Origin of the sequence: Nocardia carnea (genome assembly GCF_029868855.1) — a bacterium.
Classification (GTDB): Bacteria; Actinomycetota; Actinomycetes; order Mycobacteriales; family Mycobacteriaceae; genus Nocardia; species Nocardia carnea_A.
In genome coordinates, this window is the sequence record NZ_JARWOV010000194.1 from 15,425 (window position 1) to 33,646 (window position 18,222).

The 18,222-nt window shown below is 67.5% G+C and carries 17 protein-coding genes; 13 read left to right on the forward strand and 4 right to left on the reverse strand.

Annotated elements, in window-relative coordinates:
* Window positions 1-19: 19 nt before the first annotated feature.
* The 3 genes from QH195_RS17775 to QH195_RS17785 all read right to left on the reverse strand — a co-directional run bounded on the left by QH195_RS17775 (window position 20) and on the right by QH195_RS17785 (window position 2,862).
* Window positions 20-760 carry an amino acid ABC transporter permease gene (locus QH195_RS17775; protein ID WP_280425661.1) on the reverse strand — a complete coding sequence of 247 codons (741 nt, stop codon included), beginning with the start codon at window positions 758-760 and terminating at the stop codon, window positions 20-22.
* 28 nt (window positions 761-788) lie between these two features.
* Entirely contained in the window at window positions 789-1,649 is an 861-nt protein-coding gene (locus QH195_RS17780) for an ABC transporter substrate-binding protein (protein WP_280436223.1), read from the reverse strand.
* Window positions 1,650-1,845: 196 nt separating this feature from the next.
* Window positions 1,846-2,862 carry a LacI family DNA-binding transcriptional regulator gene (locus tag QH195_RS17785; RefSeq protein ID WP_280436224.1) on the reverse strand — a complete coding sequence of 339 codons (1,017 nt, stop codon included), beginning with the start codon at window positions 2,860-2,862 and terminating at the stop codon, window positions 1,846-1,848.
* A 174-nt stretch (window positions 2,863-3,036) separates the two neighbouring features.
* Here QH195_RS17785 and QH195_RS17790 point away from each other — a divergent pair, with 174 nt between their 5' ends.
* The 5 genes from QH195_RS17790 (at window position 3,037) to QH195_RS17810 (ending at window position 10,503) form a co-directional block, all read left to right on the forward strand.
* The gene (locus tag QH195_RS17790; RefSeq protein WP_280436225.1) at window positions 3,037-3,999 is read left to right on the forward strand and encodes a dihydrodipicolinate synthase family protein; all 963 of its coding nucleotides are present in this window, start codon (window positions 3,037-3,039) and stop codon (window positions 3,997-3,999) included.
* Window positions 3,992-5,137 (forward strand): NAD(P)/FAD-dependent oxidoreductase, encoded by a 1,146-nt coding sequence (locus QH195_RS17795; protein ID WP_280436226.1) that lies wholly within the window; start codon window positions 3,992-3,994, stop codon window positions 5,135-5,137. The genes QH195_RS17790 and QH195_RS17795 overlap by 8 nt, the downstream gene beginning before the upstream one ends.
* Before the next feature lie 13 nt (window positions 5,138-5,150).
* Window positions 5,151-5,537, forward strand: coding sequence for an allophanate hydrolase-related protein (locus QH195_RS17800; RefSeq protein WP_280436227.1), 387 nt, complete (start codon window positions 5,151-5,153; stop codon window positions 5,535-5,537).
* Window positions 5,534-6,919 carry a dihydropyrimidinase gene (gene hydA / locus QH195_RS17805; RefSeq protein WP_280436228.1) on the forward strand — a complete coding sequence of 462 codons (1,386 nt, stop codon included), beginning with the start codon at window positions 5,534-5,536 and terminating at the stop codon, window positions 6,917-6,919. The genes QH195_RS17800 and hydA overlap by 4 nt, the downstream gene beginning before the upstream one ends.
* A 323-nt stretch (window positions 6,920-7,242) precedes the next feature.
* Entirely contained in the window at window positions 7,243-10,503 is a 3,261-nt protein-coding gene (locus tag QH195_RS17810) for a protein kinase domain-containing protein (protein ID WP_280436229.1), read from the forward strand.
* Between the two features lie 72 nt (window positions 10,504-10,575).
* On the opposite strand, the gene QH195_RS17815 is transcribed toward QH195_RS17810, so the two are convergent.
* Window positions 10,576-11,457, reverse strand: a complete 882-nt coding sequence (locus QH195_RS17815; RefSeq protein ID WP_280436230.1) for an NAD(P)H-binding protein — start codon at window positions 11,455-11,457, stop codon at window positions 10,576-10,578.
* Window positions 11,458-11,543: 86 nt separating this feature from the next.
* Here QH195_RS17815 and QH195_RS17820 point away from each other — a divergent pair, with 86 nt between their 5' ends.
* The 8 genes from QH195_RS17820 (at window position 11,544) to QH195_RS17855 (ending at window position 18,138) form a co-directional block, all read left to right on the forward strand.
* Window positions 11,544-12,365, forward strand: coding sequence for a helix-turn-helix domain-containing protein (locus QH195_RS17820; protein WP_280425652.1), 822 nt, complete (start codon window positions 11,544-11,546; stop codon window positions 12,363-12,365).
* A gap of 121 nt (window positions 12,366-12,486) precedes the next feature.
* Entirely contained in the window at window positions 12,487-12,648 is a 162-nt protein-coding gene (locus tag QH195_RS17825) for a hypothetical protein (protein WP_280436231.1), read from the forward strand.
* Window positions 12,649-12,860: 212 nt separating this feature from the next.
* Complete coding sequence (locus QH195_RS17830; RefSeq protein WP_280436232.1) at window positions 12,861-14,510, forward strand: alkaline phosphatase D family protein; 1,650 nt, start codon at window positions 12,861-12,863, stop codon at window positions 14,508-14,510.
* A gap of 186 nt (window positions 14,511-14,696) precedes the next feature.
* The gene (locus QH195_RS17835; RefSeq protein WP_280425649.1) at window positions 14,697-14,978 is read left to right on the forward strand and encodes an ArsR/SmtB family transcription factor; all 282 of its coding nucleotides are present in this window, start codon (window positions 14,697-14,699) and stop codon (window positions 14,976-14,978) included.
* Window positions 14,979-14,980: 2 nt separating this feature from the next.
* Entirely contained in the window at window positions 14,981-15,373 is a 393-nt protein-coding gene (locus QH195_RS17840) for a VOC family protein (protein ID WP_280425648.1), read from the forward strand.
* Between the two features lie 94 nt (window positions 15,374-15,467).
* Complete coding sequence (locus tag QH195_RS17845; protein ID WP_280436233.1) at window positions 15,468-16,556, forward strand: ABC transporter substrate-binding protein; 1,089 nt, start codon at window positions 15,468-15,470, stop codon at window positions 16,554-16,556.
* On the forward strand, window positions 16,556-17,416 hold the full coding sequence (locus QH195_RS17850; RefSeq protein WP_432278263.1) for an ABC transporter permease: 861 nt from the start codon (window positions 16,556-16,558) through the stop codon (window positions 17,414-17,416). The genes QH195_RS17845 and QH195_RS17850 overlap by 1 nt, the downstream gene beginning before the upstream one ends.
* Window positions 17,392-18,138: an ABC transporter ATP-binding protein gene (locus tag QH195_RS17855; protein WP_280425646.1), complete on the forward strand. Its 747-nt coding sequence runs from the start codon at window positions 17,392-17,394 to the stop codon at window positions 18,136-18,138. The genes QH195_RS17850 and QH195_RS17855 overlap by 25 nt, the downstream gene beginning before the upstream one ends.
* The last annotated feature ends 84 nt before the right edge of the window (window positions 18,139-18,222 follow it).

The following is an 18,222-nucleotide window of genomic DNA, read 5'->3' on the forward strand; positions in this document are numbered from 1 at the left end:
GTCGTTTCCGTCGTACTGGTCATCGGTTCACTGCCTCGGCTTCCATGGCGCTGTCCGTGAGAATCTTCGTCGCCGGCCCGCCCTTGCGGCGATAGTTGCGGTCGTAACCCCGGCCCATCCGCGCTTCGATCATTCGCTGGATCAGCCCCCACAGGGTGGTCAGCACCAGGAAGTACAGTGCGGCCGCGCACAGCCCTTCGAGCACCCGGAAGTTGACCTGCACCAGGAACTGCGTCCGGCGCAGCAGTTCCTGAACCGAGATGACCGAAACGAGTGTCGTCGTCTTCAGCAGGCCGTTGAAGCTGTTCCCGAGCGGCGGGATCATCACTCGCAGGGCTTGCGGGAGTACCACCACCCGGAAGACCTTGGCCGGTGACATTCCCAACGCCCGTGCGGCTTCGGTCTGTCCCGCGGGAACCGACAGCAATCCCGACCGCACGATCTCGGACAGATACGCCGCTTCGTTCAGCACCAACCCGAGCAGTGCCGCCTGGATCACGCCCAGTTTGATACCGACCTGCGGCAATCCGGTGTAGATGATCACCAGTTGCACCAGCAACGGAGTACCGCGCATCAACCAGACGTAGAAACCGGCCACCGCACGCACCGGCAACAGCCGGGACGAGCGGGCGGCGGCGACCACGATCGCGAGCAGCAGCCCGAGGACCATGCTGACGACGGTGAGCCAGATCGTGACCCAGGCGCCCTCCAGCAGCTGGTCACTGGTGAGAATGGAAAAGAATGCGTCCCAAGACCACATGGGGAAGCCTTTCGAGTGATTCGCGCGATCAGCTGTCGAGCGGTCCGGTGCTCACGGCGATATCACCCTCGTAGGCCGTGACGCCGTACTGCTCGAACAGATCGGGTAGGTAGCCGTCGCCGCGCATTTCCGACAGCACGCGGGCCACTTCGGCCGCGGATTTGCTGCCCTTGGCGAATCCCATGGCCAGCGGCGCCTCGTTGATTCCGCCTACTGCGGTTTCGAACCGTCCGTCCTGCTGGTAGAAGGACGTCACCGATTCGACGATCGAGGTGCCGTCGATCTGCCCGGCCGACAGCGCCTGGTACGCGTCGGCATTGGTTTTGAACGTCTGGACGGTGAGCGCCGGTTTGCCCTCGGTGGCAAAACGCTCGGCGAGGGCCGTGAGGGTGTCGAATTCGTAGCCGGGCGCCTCGACTCCGATCGTTTTGCCGGCGAGATCGTCGACGGTCGAGATCGATTCGGGGTTGCCCGCCGGCACCGAGATGGAAACCGCCTGTACCTCGTAAGGCACCAGGTCGATCGTTTCGGCGCGCTCCGGGGTGTAGAACATCCCGGTGTCGATCATGTCCCAGCGGCCGCTCTGTACGCCGGGGATCTGCGCCTCGAATTCGATATTGACGAATTTCGGGCGCAGGCACAGCCTTTCGGCGATTTCCTTTCCGAGATCGACCCGCATGCCGATCACTTCGCCGTCGGCGTCGACGTATTGCATGGGCGGGAGGGTGGCGTTGGTCGCGATGGTGAGCGTGCCCTCCTCGGCCAGGTCGGCGGCACCCAGGACCGGGGTGCAGTTCGCCGGGGCCGCGCTCTCGTCCGCGGCCGAACTACAGCCGGCGAGACCGGCGACCACTACCGTGGCAGCAGCGATTCCGATGATTTTGCGCATTGACGAACCTTTCGACATCGACCGCGTCGCGGCAGTGACCGGGAATATGCCCAGATGATTTCGATCGACCATCTATGGGATCGATTGCATAGAGAGTTGCAGAATGACCGCGGACCGTCAATGCCGTTAACAAGCCCGACACGAGATACGTCAACTGTTAACGACCGGGGCGTGGCGGCCACCCGGGCCCGGGTGGTCATGCGCCGCTCGTCACGGCAGCACACGACGCCCGTTCCACCAGCCGAGCCCCGATCCGGTACGTTCGCCCGTCCGGGGGCGCCGCGTCGTTGATCTGCTGGAACAGCAGGTCCATGGCGAGGTTGGCCAGCTGGGCCGCACCGTTGTCGACCACGGTGATCGGCGGTTGCCACATCGCCAGCCACGGCATGTCCTCGTGGCAGACCAGTGACAACTCCTCGGGTACGGAGATACCCCGGCCCACCAACGTGGGCAGGATCCCGAATACCGCCTCGTGGTTCGCGGCATACAGGGCCGTCATCGATTCGGCGGAATCCAACAGCGAATTCACGGCTTCGGCGCCGAACTCGGTGGTGAACGGGCCTTTACGTACGATCGCCTCGTCCACCTCGATCCCGGCGGCCGCCAAGGCCGAGCAGTAGCCCTCGTACCGCTCGCGGCCGGAAGTCGCCTCCGCGGTACCGCCGATATAGCCGATCCGCCGGTGCCCGAGGGCGAGCAGATGCGCGGTCGCATCCCGCGCGCCGTCGATATCGTCGGCGAGTACGGTCGAGGCCTTGCTGCCCCGGACGGAGCGGATGAGGTTCACCACCGCCCGCCCCTGCGTGAGCAGGGCATTGGAAGCCGGCGCACTGCGACCGCTGCCGATGACGATGGTTCCGTCCACCCCGTGCTCACCGAGCATGGCCAGCACATCGTTCTCCCGGGCCGGATCCGCATCGGTAATGCACAGCAGAACTTGGTATCCGGCCGCGGAGGCCCGTTTGTGCACCACTTCGGCGATGGTGTGGAAAGACGCGTTGATCAGGTTGTTCATCACCAGGCCGAGCAGATGGGAGCGGTTCGACCGCAAGGCGCTCGCGGCCCGGTTGGGGCGGTAGCCGAGCGAGCGCGCGGCCTCCTCGACGGCCGCCCGGGTCTGCGGAGAGATCAACGACGACCCGCTCAACGCACGCGATGCCGTACTGCGCGATACACCCGCAGCAACCGCCACGTCGACCAATGTGACCGCCACCGGTCCCCCATCCTCTCGATCCATTCTCCGGACACCCACATTCGACAGTGCCCGCGTTACGACTACGTTTCCGGGCTTGACTGTGCCACCCGTTCGACGGCAGTCTATGCAATCGATCCCATAAATGTCGTAGATCGACCGATTCTCGAATTCATTTCGCTCGGAAGGCACTCCATGAATCGCGATGATGTCGCGTGGTCCGGATACTGGCCCGCCGCCCCGACCCCGTTCACCCGGTCGGGCGCCGTCGATACCGATGCCCTGACGGCATTGATGAACCTGTACGCGGACATGGGGGTGCACGGCGTACTCGTCAACGGAAGTACGGGTGAGTGGTTCAGCCAATCCGGCGACGAACGCCGGATGGTTGCCGAAGTGGCGGTCGACGCGGTTGCGGGCCGATTCCCCGTGGTGATCGGGGTGAGTGCCTATACGGCTCGGCAATCCGCCGAACTGGCAGTTCATGCCGCATCGGTCGGCGCCGACGGGGCCCTGGCGACACCGCCGCCCTATGTACACACCTCGGCCGACGAAACCGTGCAGTACTACCGCGCCGTCTCCACGGCAACGACCCTGCCGTTCATGGTGTACAACTGGCCCCGCGGTGTCGCGCTGGACATGGGGACGATTCCGGGCCTGTTCTCCCGGCTGGCCGACTTGGACAATGTCGTCGCGATCAAGGACAGCACCGGCGACTGGCTGTCGATGCTGGACACCGTCGAGGCGGTATCGGATCGGGTGCGGGTGTTCGGGAGTTTCCTGCACCGGCGTGGTCTCGCGACACTGCTCGAACTCGGCGGCGACGGGAATATCGACGGTGGGGGCGTGGGCGCACCCTTCGCGGTGCCCTACTATCGCGCGGTCGCGGCCCGCGACGCCGAAACGGCCAGGGAATGGGTGGACAGGTACCAGGCCCTTTCGGGTCGGCTCGTCAATTCCGACTACAGCGGCGTGTACGCCTCGCCCATCCCCCAGCTGAAAGCGGTGATGAAGCTGCTCGGCCAGCCGGGAGGGGAGGTCCGGGAACCGCTGCTGCCGGTGACGGATCCGGCGGTACTCGACGCCCTGCGTGCCGTCGTCGCCGATTCCGGGATAGCCGACGCGTCCGCCGCCGTGGCGGGAGCCGGCCGTGGCTGAGCTGGACGCCGTGGTCATCGGTGCGGGAATCGTCGGCGCGGCAACGGCATTGGCACTGACCCGATCTGGTTGCCGGGTGGCCGTACTCGATCGCACAGCACCCAACACGGCCGGGTCCGGCACCACTGCGGGAAACCTGCACATCCAGACCATCCACACCCGGCGCCCGGGTCAGGGCACCGCCGTGGACGTCGAGAAGCTGCTTCCCCTGCAGCGGGCGACGAGCGACCTGTGGGACATGCTCGCCGATACCGTGCCCGGGCTCGGCCTCAATCGCTGCGGCGGTTTCATGGTCGCCGAGACCGACGAACAGGTCCACGCCCTGCACACCAAATATCGGTGGGAACAGTCGGCGGGCATACCCACCGAAGTACTCACGGGGGACGCGGCACGGCACGCCCTGCCGCAGCTGGGACCGACCGTGGAAGCCGCGACCTGGTGTCCGTGGGACGGATTCGCCGAACCGGATATGGCCGGGCCCGCGCTGCTCCGGCAGGCGGTCGCCGAAGGCGCGCACGTGTACCCCGGCACGCCGGTCACCGGTCTGGAACGTGCGCGTGCGGAATGGTGTGTGAGTACGCCCGAGGGATCCTGGCGGGCCCCCGCGGTGATCGATGCGGCCGGCCCGTGGATGGCCGCGATCGCCGCCCTGGCCGGGGTGAACCTGGATCTGACACCCACTTCGCTGCAGATGCACGCGCTGGCCGCCGAGCCGGATGCGCTTCGGGTACTGGTCCAGCACGTCGGCGAGGGCATGTCGATCAAACAGGATCGGCGGCACCGGCTCGTCCTCGGCGGCGGCTGGCCCGCCGGTCCGTTCCACGACCGCGACGCCGCTCCCCTCCGCACCGACAGCACAGCGGGCAATCTCGCCCAGGTCGAGCGCCTGCTACCGGCGCTCTACCGGATGCCACTGCTCGACGCCTGGACCGGGCCGGTGGTCACGACACCGGACGAGATGCCGGTCATCGGTGCAGTGGCCGGCATACCCGGGCTCTTCTTCGCGGGTGGCACCTACTCGTTCACCTTCGCACCGCTGTGGGCACAGCTGATCACCGCGATGGTGCACGGGAACACACCCGATCTCGATGTCTCCGCGTTCTCCCCTACCCGCCTCGTCCGGCAACCCACCCACTGAAAGGACTGTTCCCATGGCAATTGTCACGATGTTCGTCAACGGGCAGGCGATGTCCGGCGGCTCCCTGCACGATGCGCTGCACAGGGCCCGATTCCTCGGCCGGGCCGAGACTGCTCCGCGATACCGGTTCTATTCGGTCCGCGACGAATTCCCCGGCCTGCATCCGGTCACCAGCGGGGGCGTCTCCGTACCGGGTGAACTCTACGAGGTCGAGTACGACGTCCTCCGCGACGAACTGCTCCCACGGGAACCCGAGGAACTCGAACTGGGTGTGATCGAGCTGGCGGACGGCAATGGATCGCTGTCGATGCGGATGCGCAGCAACGCCTTGGACGCGGCGGGCGTCATCGATATCAGCGACCGCGGCGGATGGGTCGCCTACCGGAAGGCATCGCGATGAAGGTCGTCCGTGGCGGTACCGTCGTCGAATCCCACTGGTCGGCACCGGCGGATCTGCTGATCGAGAACGACATCGTCGTGGCCGTTCTCGCACCCGGCACCGAGGTCGACCCCGCCGCCGAGGTCATCGACGCGACAGGCAAACTCGTCATGCCCGGCGGAGTCGACCCACACTGCCATGTCGGATTCACCTCCGGTGAGTTCACCTCGCTGGACTCCTACCGGGAATGCACCACCGCCGCGGTGTTCGGCGGTACGACCACGATCGTCGACTTCGCCATCCCGCGACCGGGTCAGCAACCACTCGATGCCGCCGAGAAACAACGCGCGAAGGCGACCGACGGGCTGTGCGATTCGGCGCTGCACGCCTGCGTCGTCGAATGGAACGACACCACCGCCGGCCAGCTCGCCACGATGGCCGCCGCCGGTATCCGCACGGTGAAGATGTTCACCACCTACGCGGGCGAAACGATGGCGAACGAGCACACCATCCTGAAGACCATGCAGACCACCCGTGACCTCGGTGGGATGGTCGTGATCCACTGTGAATCCGACGCCATCGTCACAGAAGCACAGAACCTCGCGGCGGCGAGTGCCGGTATCGACGCGTCGCAGATGTCGCTCACCCGGCCGGAGCTGGCCGAAACCGCTTCCGTCGCGGCGATCCTGGCGATCGCGGAATCACAACAGGCACCCGTGTACTTCGTCCACCAATCGACCCCGGCAGCTGTCGAGCTGGTCGCGCAGGCCCGCAAGCGCGGTCTGATCGCCTTCACCGAATCGGTGGCCCACCACCTCGTCCTCGACGATTCCCGGTACCGCGGCGAACATCCGGAACGCTTCGTCTGCTGCCCGCCGCTGCGCTCGGCCGATATCGTCGAAGAGCTCGGCCGGCATCTGTTCACCGGCCACATCACCACCGTCGGCTCCGACCACTGCTGCTACGACACGGCCCAGAAACGCGTTCACCGGCACGATGTCCGCCATATGCCGAACGGTCTGCCCGGCGTCGAGACCCGGCTTCCGGTGATCTATTCGCACTATGTCGGCCGACTGGGCCTGTCCCCGAGCCGCTTCGTGGAACTCACCTCGGCCAACCCCGCCCGGACCAACGGTTTGTATCCGCGGAAGGGTTCGCTGATGCCGGGAGCCGACGCCGATATCGCGATCTGGGACCCGGACCTGGAGTGGACGGTGACGGTCGACGCCCTGCACATGGCGACCGACTACACACCGTACGAGGGATACCGTTTACGTGGTAAACCGGTCACCGTACTCGTCCGGGGCACGGTGGTCGTGCACGACGGCGAACTGGTCGACCTCACTCCCCGCGGGCGTCATCTCGAGGCGGCACCACTCGACTTCGGCCCTGCCCGGGGGTAGTAGTCGACGCCGTATGCCCCGGTCCGAGGAGCGCGGCAGCGGGTCGGCCCCAGGGGTGAGGGGTGACCCGGTGAGGTGGTCACCCCCTCACCAGGTTGTTCGAGCGCTCCGCCACGCATCGCTGACCGGCCGAACGTCGGCGAATAGGTACCGACCGGCGGGCAACTCCTGACCACCCGTATCCGCACCGGCCGGAACCGCCGACCCGGCACCGCGCCCGGAATCTCGCCGCTGCTGCGCCCCGGGCATACAGTTGAGGTGGCGAGAGGTACGCATATGCCACCCGGTGCCCACACAGATACTCGACGGATCGAGTTCCGGCCATGACCGCCGAAGATCCGCTGCGAACGCGTCGTGAGTCGACGATATCGGTCGCCGCGGAGCTCGCTGCGGCCGGTTTCACGGCGGCCACGGAGATCGGGCGCGGCGGGTTCGGAGTCGTTTACCGCTGCACCCAGCAGGCGCTCGATCGCACGGTGGCGGTCAAGATCCTCACGGGTGAGGCCGACGAGGAGAATCAGGCCCGATTCGTGCGGGAACAGCGGGCGATGGGCCGGCTCACCGGGCACCCCAATATCGTGCCCGTGCTGGAGACCGGGGTCACCGACGGCGGCCGCCTCTATCTGGTCACGCCCTACTACGCATCGGGTTCGCTCGACAACCGGATCCGCCGCTTCGGGCCGCTGACCGCGGCAGACGCGTTACAGCTCGGGGTGAAGATCGCGGGCGCCCTGGAAAGCGCGCACCGGGTGGGGATCGTCCACCGGGATGTCAAACCCGGCAACATCCTGCTGACCGACTACGGGGAACCGACGCTGACCGATTTCGGGATCGCGCAGATCGCCGGCGGCTTCCGGACCGCGGAGGGCACTGTCACCGGATCCCCGGCCTACACCGCACCGGAGGTACTGGAAGGAAGCACACCGACCCCCGCCGCCGATGTGTACGGGCTCGGTGCCACGCTGTTCAGTGCGCTCACCGGCCATGCGGCATTCGAACGCCGCACCGGCGAGAAAATCGTGACGCAGTTCTTACGGATCACCACCCAGCCGGTGCCGGACCTGCGCGAACACGGTATCGCCGGCGATGTCACCGCGCTGGTGGAAACGGCGATGAACCGGGATCCCCGGGCGCGGCCCTCCGCGGCCGGTTTCGGAGAGAATGCCCGCCGAGTACAACAGCGGCACGGTTATCCGATCGGTGCGATGGCGCTACGCGATACCCCGCTCGACGCGAAACGGGACGTGAAGGCGCCGAGCCCCCGCACCCCGGCAGTCCCCCATCGCACCGGCAACCTTCCACTCGAGCTGACAAGCATGGTCAACCGGCGGACAGAATCGGCAGAGGTGAAGAATCTGCTGTCCACCCACCGGCTGGTGACGCTCACCGGGATCGGCGGCGTCGGGAAGACGCGGCTGGCGTTGCGCGTAGCCACGCAGGTCGCACGGGACTACCCGGACGGCGTATGGATGGTCGATCTGGCCGACGTATCGGACGCCTCCATCCTCGTGGACGTCGTCGCCGCCGCCGTCGGCGTGCGCGACGAATCGGCCGCCCCGCTGATCGATGTGCTGGTGGACTTCCTGTGCCCGCGCAACACCCTGCTCGTATTGGACAACTGCGAACAATTGGTACAGGCGGTTGCCGAGTTGAACGAGCAGATGCTGCGGATCTGCCCCGAGCTGAGCCTGCTCGTGACCAGCCGGGAGCCGTTGAACATCGCCGGGGAAGCAGTCCTGCGGATTTCGCCGCTCACGGTCCCCGACCAGGGACGGGAACCGAGCCTGAAGGGAATGCCCCGCTTCGATGCCGTCACTTTGTTCGCCGAGCGGGCCGCCGCGGTGGTACCGGGATTCGAGCTCGACGAGGACAACAAAGGCGCGGTCGCCGGTATCTGCGCCCGGCTGGAAGGTCTGCCATTGGCGATCGAACTCGCGGCCGCCCGGATGCGCACCCTGTCACCGCAGCAGATCCTGCAACGTCTCAACGACCGGTACTCGCTGCTGACCAACTCCGCCCGCACCGCGCCGACGCGCCAGCAGACGCTGCGGTTGTCCATGGACTGGAGCTACGAGCTGTGCACTCCGGCCGAGCAGCAGCTGTGGGCGCAGCTCGCGGTATTCGCCGGCAGCTGTGAACTGGACGCCGTCGAAGGTGTCTGTGGTATCGATACGGGACCGCTGAGCCTGTTGGACGTCCTGTCGTCACTGGTCGACAAATCCATCCTGGCCCGGGAGGAAACCGGCGCTGTCGTTCGCTACCGGATGCTGGAGACCCTACGCGACTACGGCCGCCAGGAACTGCGGGAAGCGGGCCGGCTGCGGGACCTGCGCCGCCGGCACCACGATTGGTACCAGCGCCTGATCTCCGATGCCGCGGCCGGGTGGATCAGCGCGGAACAGCCGCGCTGGATCGCGCGGCTGGAACGGGAGCAGGCCAATCTGCGCGACGCGCTCGAGCACTGTCTGTCCGAGGACACTCCCGCGGCGATCGAATCGGGTATGCGCACGGCCACGGGGCTCTACGAGTTCTGGAACTTCCGCGGCCTGTACGGCGAGGGCCGATCCTGGCTGGACCGCTTCCTCGCCCGTTCCGGAATCCAGGCGGTACCGGTACGCATCGCGGCGCTGTGCGCGGCCGGCAAGCTGGCCGCGTCGCACGGCGAATTTCCGGCGGCGGCGGCACGGCTGGAAGAGGCGCGGGCCCTGGCCGGCTCCGAGGTGGGGCGGTCGACGCGCGCGCAGATCGCCTACGCCGAAGGCCTCCTCGCCCTCGCGGAGGGCGAATCCGAAGGCGCCCGTACGTATCTCGAACAAGCGGTGGAGCTGACGGGTTCCGAACCGCACGGCCAGCTCAGGATGAGTACGCTCGCCGTACTCGCGTTCGCGTACGAGCTGGGCGGCGATACCGCCCGCGCCGGCGAGTTGTACGGGGATGTGCTGTCGGTTACCGGGCCGTGCGGCGAGGTGCTCCATCGCGCGGCGGCACTGCGCGGGCTGGGTGTAGCGGAATGGCGCCACGGTGCGCGCGAACGGGCCCAGCAGTTGCTGACGGAGGCACTGCGGGTGAACAGTGGACTGGACAGCAAGGTGATCGCGGTGCTGTGCCTCGAGGCACTCGCCTGGACGGTCGACGCCCGCCGGGACGCCGAGCGGGCGGCCGTGCTGATGGGTGCCGCCCAGGGATTGTCGCCGGCGGGCAGTCAGGTGATGACCGTTCTCCACAATATGTGGCGATTCCATGACGACTGCGAAGAGGATGCCCGCCGCATACTGGGCAACCGCGGTTTCGATACCGCCCACCGCCGTGGCTCTGCGATGAGTATGAATGCGGCCCTCGCCTATGCCCTGGGGGTACGGGGGACCACCGGGCCGGCCGAATCCGGCTCGACGGGCACCTTGACCAAGCGTGAGCGGCAGGTCGCCGAGCTGGTGGCGCAGGGGCTGAGCAACAAGCAGATCGCGACGAAACTGGTGGTATCCCAGCGCACGGCGCAGAGCCATGTGGAACATATCTTGACCAAACTCGGTTTCAACTCCCGCGCACAGATCGCCGCCTGGATCACCGAACACGCCCGGGGCTGAGCTGCGATACCGACGGGCCGATCCGCCGTTCGCTGGGACCGGCTGCCGCCACCGTTTGCGCTCGCGCCGGTATCAGTACGAACGCCAACCGGCCGCGGTAGGTGCAGCGGTGAACGCCGCGACGTGGTCGGTGACCCACGCGGCATACGTACGCGGCGGCCGGCCGAGCACCTGCCGGATATCGTCGGTGAGCACCGCGTTCCCACCGGCCCGGGCGAATGCCTGGCCGGCCAGGGCACCGTCCGCGAAATCCGGGGTGGCGCCGGCGGCGAGCATATGTGCGCGGGCAACGGCCTCGTCGATATCGGCGACTTCGACAGGGCGCCCCAGCGCGGCAGCTACAACGGCGGCCTGATCACGGGTGGTGAGCAGTTCGGGACCGGTGAGGGTGTACACGCACCCCGCGTGCACCGGGGAAAGCAGCGCCTCGACCGCGACCGCCGAGACGTCACGCGGATCGACCACTCCCTGCGCGCCGGATCCCGTGAGGTTGGAGATGGATTGTCCCGCGTGGAGAGCCGGGGCCCAGCTCAGGGTGTTCGAGGCGAACGAGCTGGGACGCAGGATGGTCCAGTCGGTGCCGCCGGCGCGAACTGCCTGCTCACCCGGTAGATGCCAGGTGCCGACGCGGCCGAGCGCGGGATCGCCGGTGCCGATCGCGGAGAGTTTCACGATGCGACGGGCTCCGGCGTCCGAGGCAGCCTTCACGAGGGCGGTATCGACGTCGGCCCCTTCCGGGCCGAGCACACTCAGAACGAAAACGGCGTCCACACCGTCCATGGCGTCCGCGATGGCCTGGATATCGGAGTAGTCACCCCGGACGACTTCCACCCCGCCGTGAAAGTCCGCCGTTTCCGGGTTCCGGGTGACAGCACGAACACCCTCGCCACGCGCGACCAGCATTCGGACGATTTCGCTGCCGATGGTGCCCGTGGCACCGGTGATCAGAATCATGAGTCCATACCGTGCCGCCGGAACCGACCGAGCGATAGGAAATTCCGGCACACCTGAATCGCCGGGAGCTGCATACAGTCGAGCAGGTGAACACCCTGGAGACGGTCTGGCCGTCCGTGAACACCGATCTGTCAGCGACGGTGGTACCCGCGCCGGACTCTTTGCGGCCATGGATCACCGAGCTCGGACGGATCCCGGCAGTGCGTGAGCTGTCCGGACCGTTCGCCCATCTCCCCCAGGCCACGACCATGATCGTGCTACGCACCGAGGATCACGGTCCACGGGACGCCCTGGTCCTCGGTCCCAGAACCAAAGCCTCGTATGCCGAGGCGGACAAACCCCTGGGCTGCCTGCGGCTGCGGCTCGCGGCCGGCGCCACCCCCATCTTGCTCGGCGTCCGGGCCGTCGATCTCACCGACCGGGTGGTCCGGCTCGCCGAGCTCCCCGGCCCGGCCGCCGAGATGGCCGCCGAACTGACCGAACTGCGTCCCGACGAGCTGTTCCCTTACTTGGAGCAGCGATTACCGCACGTCGTTCGCGAAAACCCGACGCAACGGTCACACCGCGGACTGCTCCACCGGGCAGTCGACACCGTATCGGCGCAGGTCGCGGATCGAACAGTTCCCGTGCTCGCGAATTCACTCGCCGTCAGCGAACGCCAGCTCCGCAACCTGTTCATCGCCGGAATCGGCGTCTCTCCCAAGCACTATGCGCGGATTGAACGGGTCCGCCGGGTGCTCACCCGGGCCGGCAGCTCACCGTGGTCGCAGCTCGCCGTGCACACCGGTTACTACGACCATTCGCATATGACCGCCGAATTCCGGTCCCTGATGGGCGTCTCCCCTGGTTCGTTCCTCAGCGGTGCCCGCCCACCGGCGGACCCCTGCCGGCCACTCACACCGTTCTGACCACCCTGACCTGCGGGGCGAAATATTCGCGGGCGCAATTGCTGTCCACGCGCGATCATTCGTGCCGTGAACGAGTACCGGACGACCGACCGACCGCGCCCACCCACCGACCGGAGCAACAATGCCTGCCCCTGATAAACCCGAACGCCCCGACCTCACCGGCTGGCGCCGGCGCCAGCAACTCCGCCGATCCGGTGCCGCACAACCCATCCCCTCGGGCAAGAGCTACCGGCGCAAGCCCAAACACGCGCGAGACCGGGGAATCCGCGACGCGCACCGCTGATTGCGTGGTTTTCGCCGGCCGCATCCACGCCGATACACCCCGGCCCCGACGCCACCCGGCTGCTCGCCTGCGTTCGCGACTGCCACTGTTCGTGACTGCGCGGATCGGCTGCCCGGCCGCGGTTCGGCCCGTGGATCCGCCACGACCTGGACCGGGCCACCCGACCCGCTCCGATTTGCCGATTCGCGCGCCGTCCGCTGTGATCGGTGCACGTGAGCGGAAACAGGATCGTTTCGACGGCCACCGGCCGGGGCGCGCTGGGTCGCCGGGCATTGCTGCAGGCCGGAGCAGGGGCCGTCGCGGCCGCGGGCGTGCTGGCCGCGCCCGCGGCCCGGGCGGCTGTACCGGTCTTCGGTCACGGCGTCGCCTCGGGCGATCCGCTGCCCGACGGGGTGATCCTGTGGACCCGGGTGACCGTCGGTCCGGATGCGGCGCCCGGATCCGGTGCCGGTGACCCGGCCACCGTGCGCTGGGAGGTGGCCGCGGACGAGGCGTTCACCGAGATCGTGGCCTCGGGAAGCACGAACGCCACCGCGGAGAGCGACCACACGGTGAAGGTCGATGTGCGAAGTCTCGCGCCCGCGCGGGACTACTGGTATCGGTTCACGGCCCTCGGCGAGACTTCGGTGGTAGGCCGCACACGCACCGCGCCCGCCCCCGCGGCGGATCCCACGCGACTGCGCTTCGGCGTGGTCTCGTGCTCCAACTGGGAAGCCGGTTACTTCGCCGCCTACCGCCACCTGAGCAGCCGCGACGATCTCGACGCCGTGATCCACCTCGGCGACTACCTCTACGAGTACGCGGCGGAGTCGTACGGTGGCCGTGCCGGGCCCATCCGGCGACACGACCCGGTGCACGAGATCGTCACACTCGCCGATTACCGGGTCCGGCACGGTCAGTACAAAACCGATCCCGACCTCATGACATTGCACGCCCGCCTGCCGTTCATATGCACCTGGGACGACCACGAATCGGCGAATAATTCCTGGTCCGGTGGCGCGGAGAATCACGATCCGGGTACCGAGGGCGATTGGCCGGCCCGCCGGGCCGCCTCGGTGCGCGCGTATCTGGAATGGATGCCGGTACGCGCCGAGGGCACGGCCGCGGCACCTCGGATCTACCGCCGATTGCGGTTCGGCACTCTCGCCGAACTGTCCATGCTGGATCTGCGTAGCTATCGTGATGCCGCGCCCCGGCTCGGCTCCCGCGACAGCGACGACCCGGACCGCAGTATCGCCGGTGCGGCGCAGATGGATTGGCTCACGGCGGGGCTGACGTCGGGGTCGGCGCGCTGGCAGTTGGTGGGTAACTCGGTGATGATCTCGCCGCTGGCATTCCCGCCCATGGATCCGGCGACGACGGCCGCGGTGACCGAGATTCTGGGAATCCCGCGGGAGGGCCTGGCACCCAACACCGACCAGTGGGACGGTTACACGGCCGACCGGCGACGGCTGCTGACGGCCCTCACCGACCGCGGCTCGACGAATATCGTCTACCTCACCGGCGATATCCACAGTTCGTGGGCGGCGGATGTCCCACTGGACGCGGCGGCCTATCCGCATGGGCCCACCGCGGGAGCGGAGTTCGTGGTTCCCTCGGTGACCTCGCTCGGGATCGGCGATCTGCTACCCGGCCCGCCGCGTACCGGGACGGTCGCGCTGGAGAACTCAGTCCGGACACTCAACCCGCATATCCGCTACACCGAACTCGATTCGCACGGTTACGGCGTGGTCGATATCGCCGTAGGGCAGGTGCGCATGGAGTGGTTCTACACGGCGGATGTCACCGACCCGGGCACCGGTGTCGTCCTCGGTGCATCCTGGGTTCTCCCCCATGGTGGCCGGCTCCGGCCAGGAACCTGAGGCCAGGTCCCCGACCGACCACAGCAGCGCCGCGCGCCCACCGGAGCCGGCGCTGATCGGAGTGCCCGAGCCGAACGCCGCATGGCCCCGGCTGCTGCCACCCTCTCGCGCCGGCGGTCGGCACGGAAACACGCGGGTCGACCGCCGGACTTGATATGCAAGTAAACACTTGCCTATAGTCGAGGTGTGCACGCCGATCACGGACCGATCTTCAAAGCCCTCGCCGATCCGACCCGGCGGGCAATTCTCGACGAACTGGCCGACCACGACGGGCAGACCTTGTTCGAGCTGTGCGGACGGCTCACCATGAAACACGGCCTGTCCTCCACGCGGCAGGCGATCTCCCAGCATCTCGACCTGCTGGCCGCCGCGGGACTGATCCGCACACATCGCGACGGGCGGCACAAATTCCATCATCTCGAGCGCAGCCCACTGCGCCATCTCACCGACCGCTGGCTGGAGGAATAATGTTGCGAATCAACGTCACGAGCGTCTACGTCGACGATCAGAACAAAGCTTTGCGTTTCTACACCGAGGTACTCGGATTCCAGAAGAAAACCGATATCCCGCTCGGTGATGCCTCCTGGCTGACCGTGGTGTCGCCGCTGGATCCCGACGGCGTCGAACTACTGCTCGAACCCACCGGCCATCCCGCGGCCAAGGTGTACAAGCAGGCCCTGGTCGAGGACGGGATACCTTTCACCTCGTTCGCCGTCACCGACCTGCAGTCGGAATACGACCGGTTGCGCGCACTCGGGGTGAAATTCACCCAGGAACCGGTCGATTACGGAACGGTGATCACCGCCGTATTCGACGACACCTGCGGCAACCTCATTCAGATCGCGGAGGAGAAGTCCGCCTAGACCGGCTCGCACCCGCGCGGCCCAGGGCACAACAGTTCGGATCACTCCCGTGTAAATCATTCCGCCCGCACACGCCTGTTGTTTCAATTCGGCTATGCCCCAGCCTCGTTCTCTGGCCGCGCGTTTTCGGCACCGATCGGTCGCGATGATCCTTGCCGTCGCCGCGGCCGGTCTCACCCTGTCCGGATGCGCAGCCGGCGACAAGCCCGGTGGTGCTCCGGCCGACACACCGTTGCCCACCGAGGTCCCACCCGGCACCACCCTGGTGGTCGCCGACCAGCAGGAGCGATTCCAGACCGCGCTACGGGCATCCGGGGAGCTCGAAAAACTGCCCTTCAAGGTGGAATTCGCCAATTTCATCGGCGGCCCGGAAATCCTGGAGGCATTCCGTGCGGGCGCCGCCGACGTCGCGCCGGTGGGCGATGTGCCGCCGATCCACGCCCTGGCCGCCGGCCAGGATGTACCGATCATCGCGGCCTACCAGACCGATCCGCTCGGGATCAAACTCGCGGTCGCACCCGGGGTCACCGCCACGACGCTGACCGACCTGCGCGGGAAGAAGATCGCCTACGCCGAAGGGACCGCACAGCAGGCGGCGGTTCTGCGGGCACTGAACCGCGCCGGTCTCACCACCTCCGATGTCGAACTCGTCCGGTTGCAGCTGGCCGATTTCAACGACGCCGTGCGCACCGGACAGGTCGATATCGCCCCGCTGAACGAACCCCGGCTCACCCGTTTCCTGCGAACCCCGGGTGCGACGGTGATCCCGGACGCGGAGACCCACGACATCTACTACGGCCTGGGCTACCTCTACGCCCGGCGCGAGGCCACGCAGGATCCGGCGAAGTCCGCCGCACTGCGCGCACTGACCGCGGCGTTCGTCCGGGCATTCCACTGGACCAACACCCATCGCGACGAATGGGCCCGGATCTATTACATCGAAAACCAGAAGCTCAGCGCCGAGGACGCCGGCCGCATCGTCGATTCGCTCGGGGAATTCACCTTCCCGCATCTGGACCAGCAGCTGATCGAACGGCAGCAGGACACGATCGATGTGATCGACGCAGCCGGCGAACTACCCCGCAAGGTCGAGGCCGCAGACGGATTCGATCTGCGTTTCGACGAGGTGATCAGCCAGACCGTCCCCGCGGTCGGCGCCCGATTCGAACAGGAGAAACGGTAGTGGCCACTCTCGATATCTCCGCGGAGGCACGGGTGGCGGACCGGCCCGCCGCCACCGCCTCGCGTCCGGCCCGGCGCTCCGGCCGGGCCAGGCTCGGCCCGGGCCGGCCGATCCCGTTCGGATTCGCGCTCGGTCCGGCGCTGCTGGTCATCGCCTGGGTTCTCGGTTCGGTATCCGGTGCTCTCGACCCGGAGATTCTGCCGGCGCCGTGGGAGGTGGCGCGGACGGCGGGCGAGCTGATCGCCGAGGGTACTCTGCAGTCCAACCTGCTCACCTCACTGCAGCGCGCGGCACTCGGTCTCGCGCTGGGGGTATCGATCGGGCTGGTCCTCGCGCTGATCGCGGGTCTGAGCCGCCTGGGTGAGGCCGTGGTCGACGGCCCGGTACAGATCAAACGTTCCATTCCGACGCTCGCGTTGATCCCGTTGTTCATCGTCTGGTTCGGAATCGGCGAGGAGATGAAACTCATCGTGATCACCGCCAGTGTGCTGGTCCCCGTCTATATCAATACTCATGCCCAGCTCCGCGGCGTCGACGCCCGCTATGTGGAACTGGCGCAGACCGTGGGACTTTCGCGCTGGGGATTCGTTCGCCGAGTCGCGCTGCCCGGTTCGCTACCGGGTTTCTTCACCGGCCTGCGGCTGGCGGTGACCATATCCTGGCTGGCCCTCGTGGTGGTCGAACAGGTCAACGCGACCAGCGGTATCGGCTATCTGATGACGCAGGCACGCACCTACGGCCAGATCGACGTGATCGTGGTCGGGCTCGTGATCTACGGACTGCTCGGCCTGTTCGGAGATCTCGCCGTCCGGGCTCTGGAGAGGAAGGCGCTGGCATGGCGGCAGACACTGGCGGATTGACCGTCCGGGTCCGCGACCTCACGCGCGGTTTCGGCGAGCGGATCGTCTTGAACGGAGTGGATCTCGATATCGCCCGCGGGGAGTTCGTGGCGCTGCTGGGTCGCAGCGGGTCCGGGAAGAGCACCCTGTTACGCGCGCTGGGCGAACTCGACCAGGATGTGGCGGGCGGCGGCGAACTGTCGGTACCCCGGGAACGCTCGGTGGTGTTCCAGGATTCGCGGCTGCTGCCGTGGCTCGCGGTGCTCGACAATGTCATCCTCGGTCTCACCGGTCCGGGCGCCGCGCGCCGCGGTCGCGACGCCCTCGCGGAGGTCGGTCTCGCCGGTCGCGAAAAGGCTTGGCCCCGGGAACTTTCCGGCGGCGAGCAGCAGCGGGTGGCGCTGGCGCGCTCGCTGGTGCGCGAGCCGGCGCTACTGCTGGCCGACGAACCGTTCGGCGCCCTGGACGCACTCACCCGGATCCGGATGCACCGGCTGCTACAGAACCTGTGCGCCCGGCACCGGCCGGCGGTCCTGCTCGTCACCCACGATGTCGACGAGGCCGTCCTGCTCGCCGACCGGGTGCTCGTGCTCGACGAAGGCCGGATCGCCGTCGATGTATCCGTCGACGCGCCCCGGCCGCGCACCCACGCCGACCCCGCCTTCGCCCACCACCGCGAACGCTTGCTGGCCGCGCTCGGCGTATCCGACGACCCGACCGAGGTCGATATCCCGGTCCCCTGAGTGCGCCGGCAGCGGACCTACCCGTCCCGGTGACAGCTCCCGGCTCGATCCTCGCCCGCACCCGGACATCGAGTTCGCGCCGGG

Coding starts and splice junctions, on each gene's coding strand:
- QH195_RS17775 (WP_280425661.1), bottom strand. CDS start 760: ATGTGGTCTTGGGACGCATTCTTTTCCATTCTCACCAGTGACCAGCTG.
- QH195_RS17780 (WP_280436223.1), bottom strand. CDS start 1,649: ATGCGCAAAATCATCGGAATCGCTGCTGCCACGGTAGTGGTCGCCGGT.
- QH195_RS17790 (WP_280436225.1), top strand. CDS start 3,037: ATGAATCGCGATGATGTCGCGTGGTCCGGATACTGGCCCGCCGCCCCG.
- QH195_RS17800 (WP_280436227.1), top strand. CDS start 5,151: ATGGCAATTGTCACGATGTTCGTCAACGGGCAGGCGATGTCCGGCGGC.
- hydA (WP_280436228.1), top strand. CDS start 5,534: ATGAAGGTCGTCCGTGGCGGTACCGTCGTCGAATCCCACTGGTCGGCA.
- QH195_RS17810 (WP_280436229.1), top strand. CDS start 7,243: ATGACCGCCGAAGATCCGCTGCGAACGCGTCGTGAGTCGACGATATCG.
- QH195_RS17815 (WP_280436230.1), bottom strand. CDS start 11,457: ATGATTCTGATCACCGGTGCCACGGGCACCATCGGCAGCGAAATCGTC.
- QH195_RS17825 (WP_280436231.1), top strand. CDS start 12,487: ATGCCTGCCCCTGATAAACCCGAACGCCCCGACCTCACCGGCTGGCGC.
- QH195_RS17845 (WP_280436233.1), top strand. CDS start 15,468: ATGCCCCAGCCTCGTTCTCTGGCCGCGCGTTTTCGGCACCGATCGGTC.
- QH195_RS17855 (WP_280425646.1), top strand. CDS start 17,392: ATGGCGGCAGACACTGGCGGATTGACCGTCCGGGTCCGCGACCTCACG.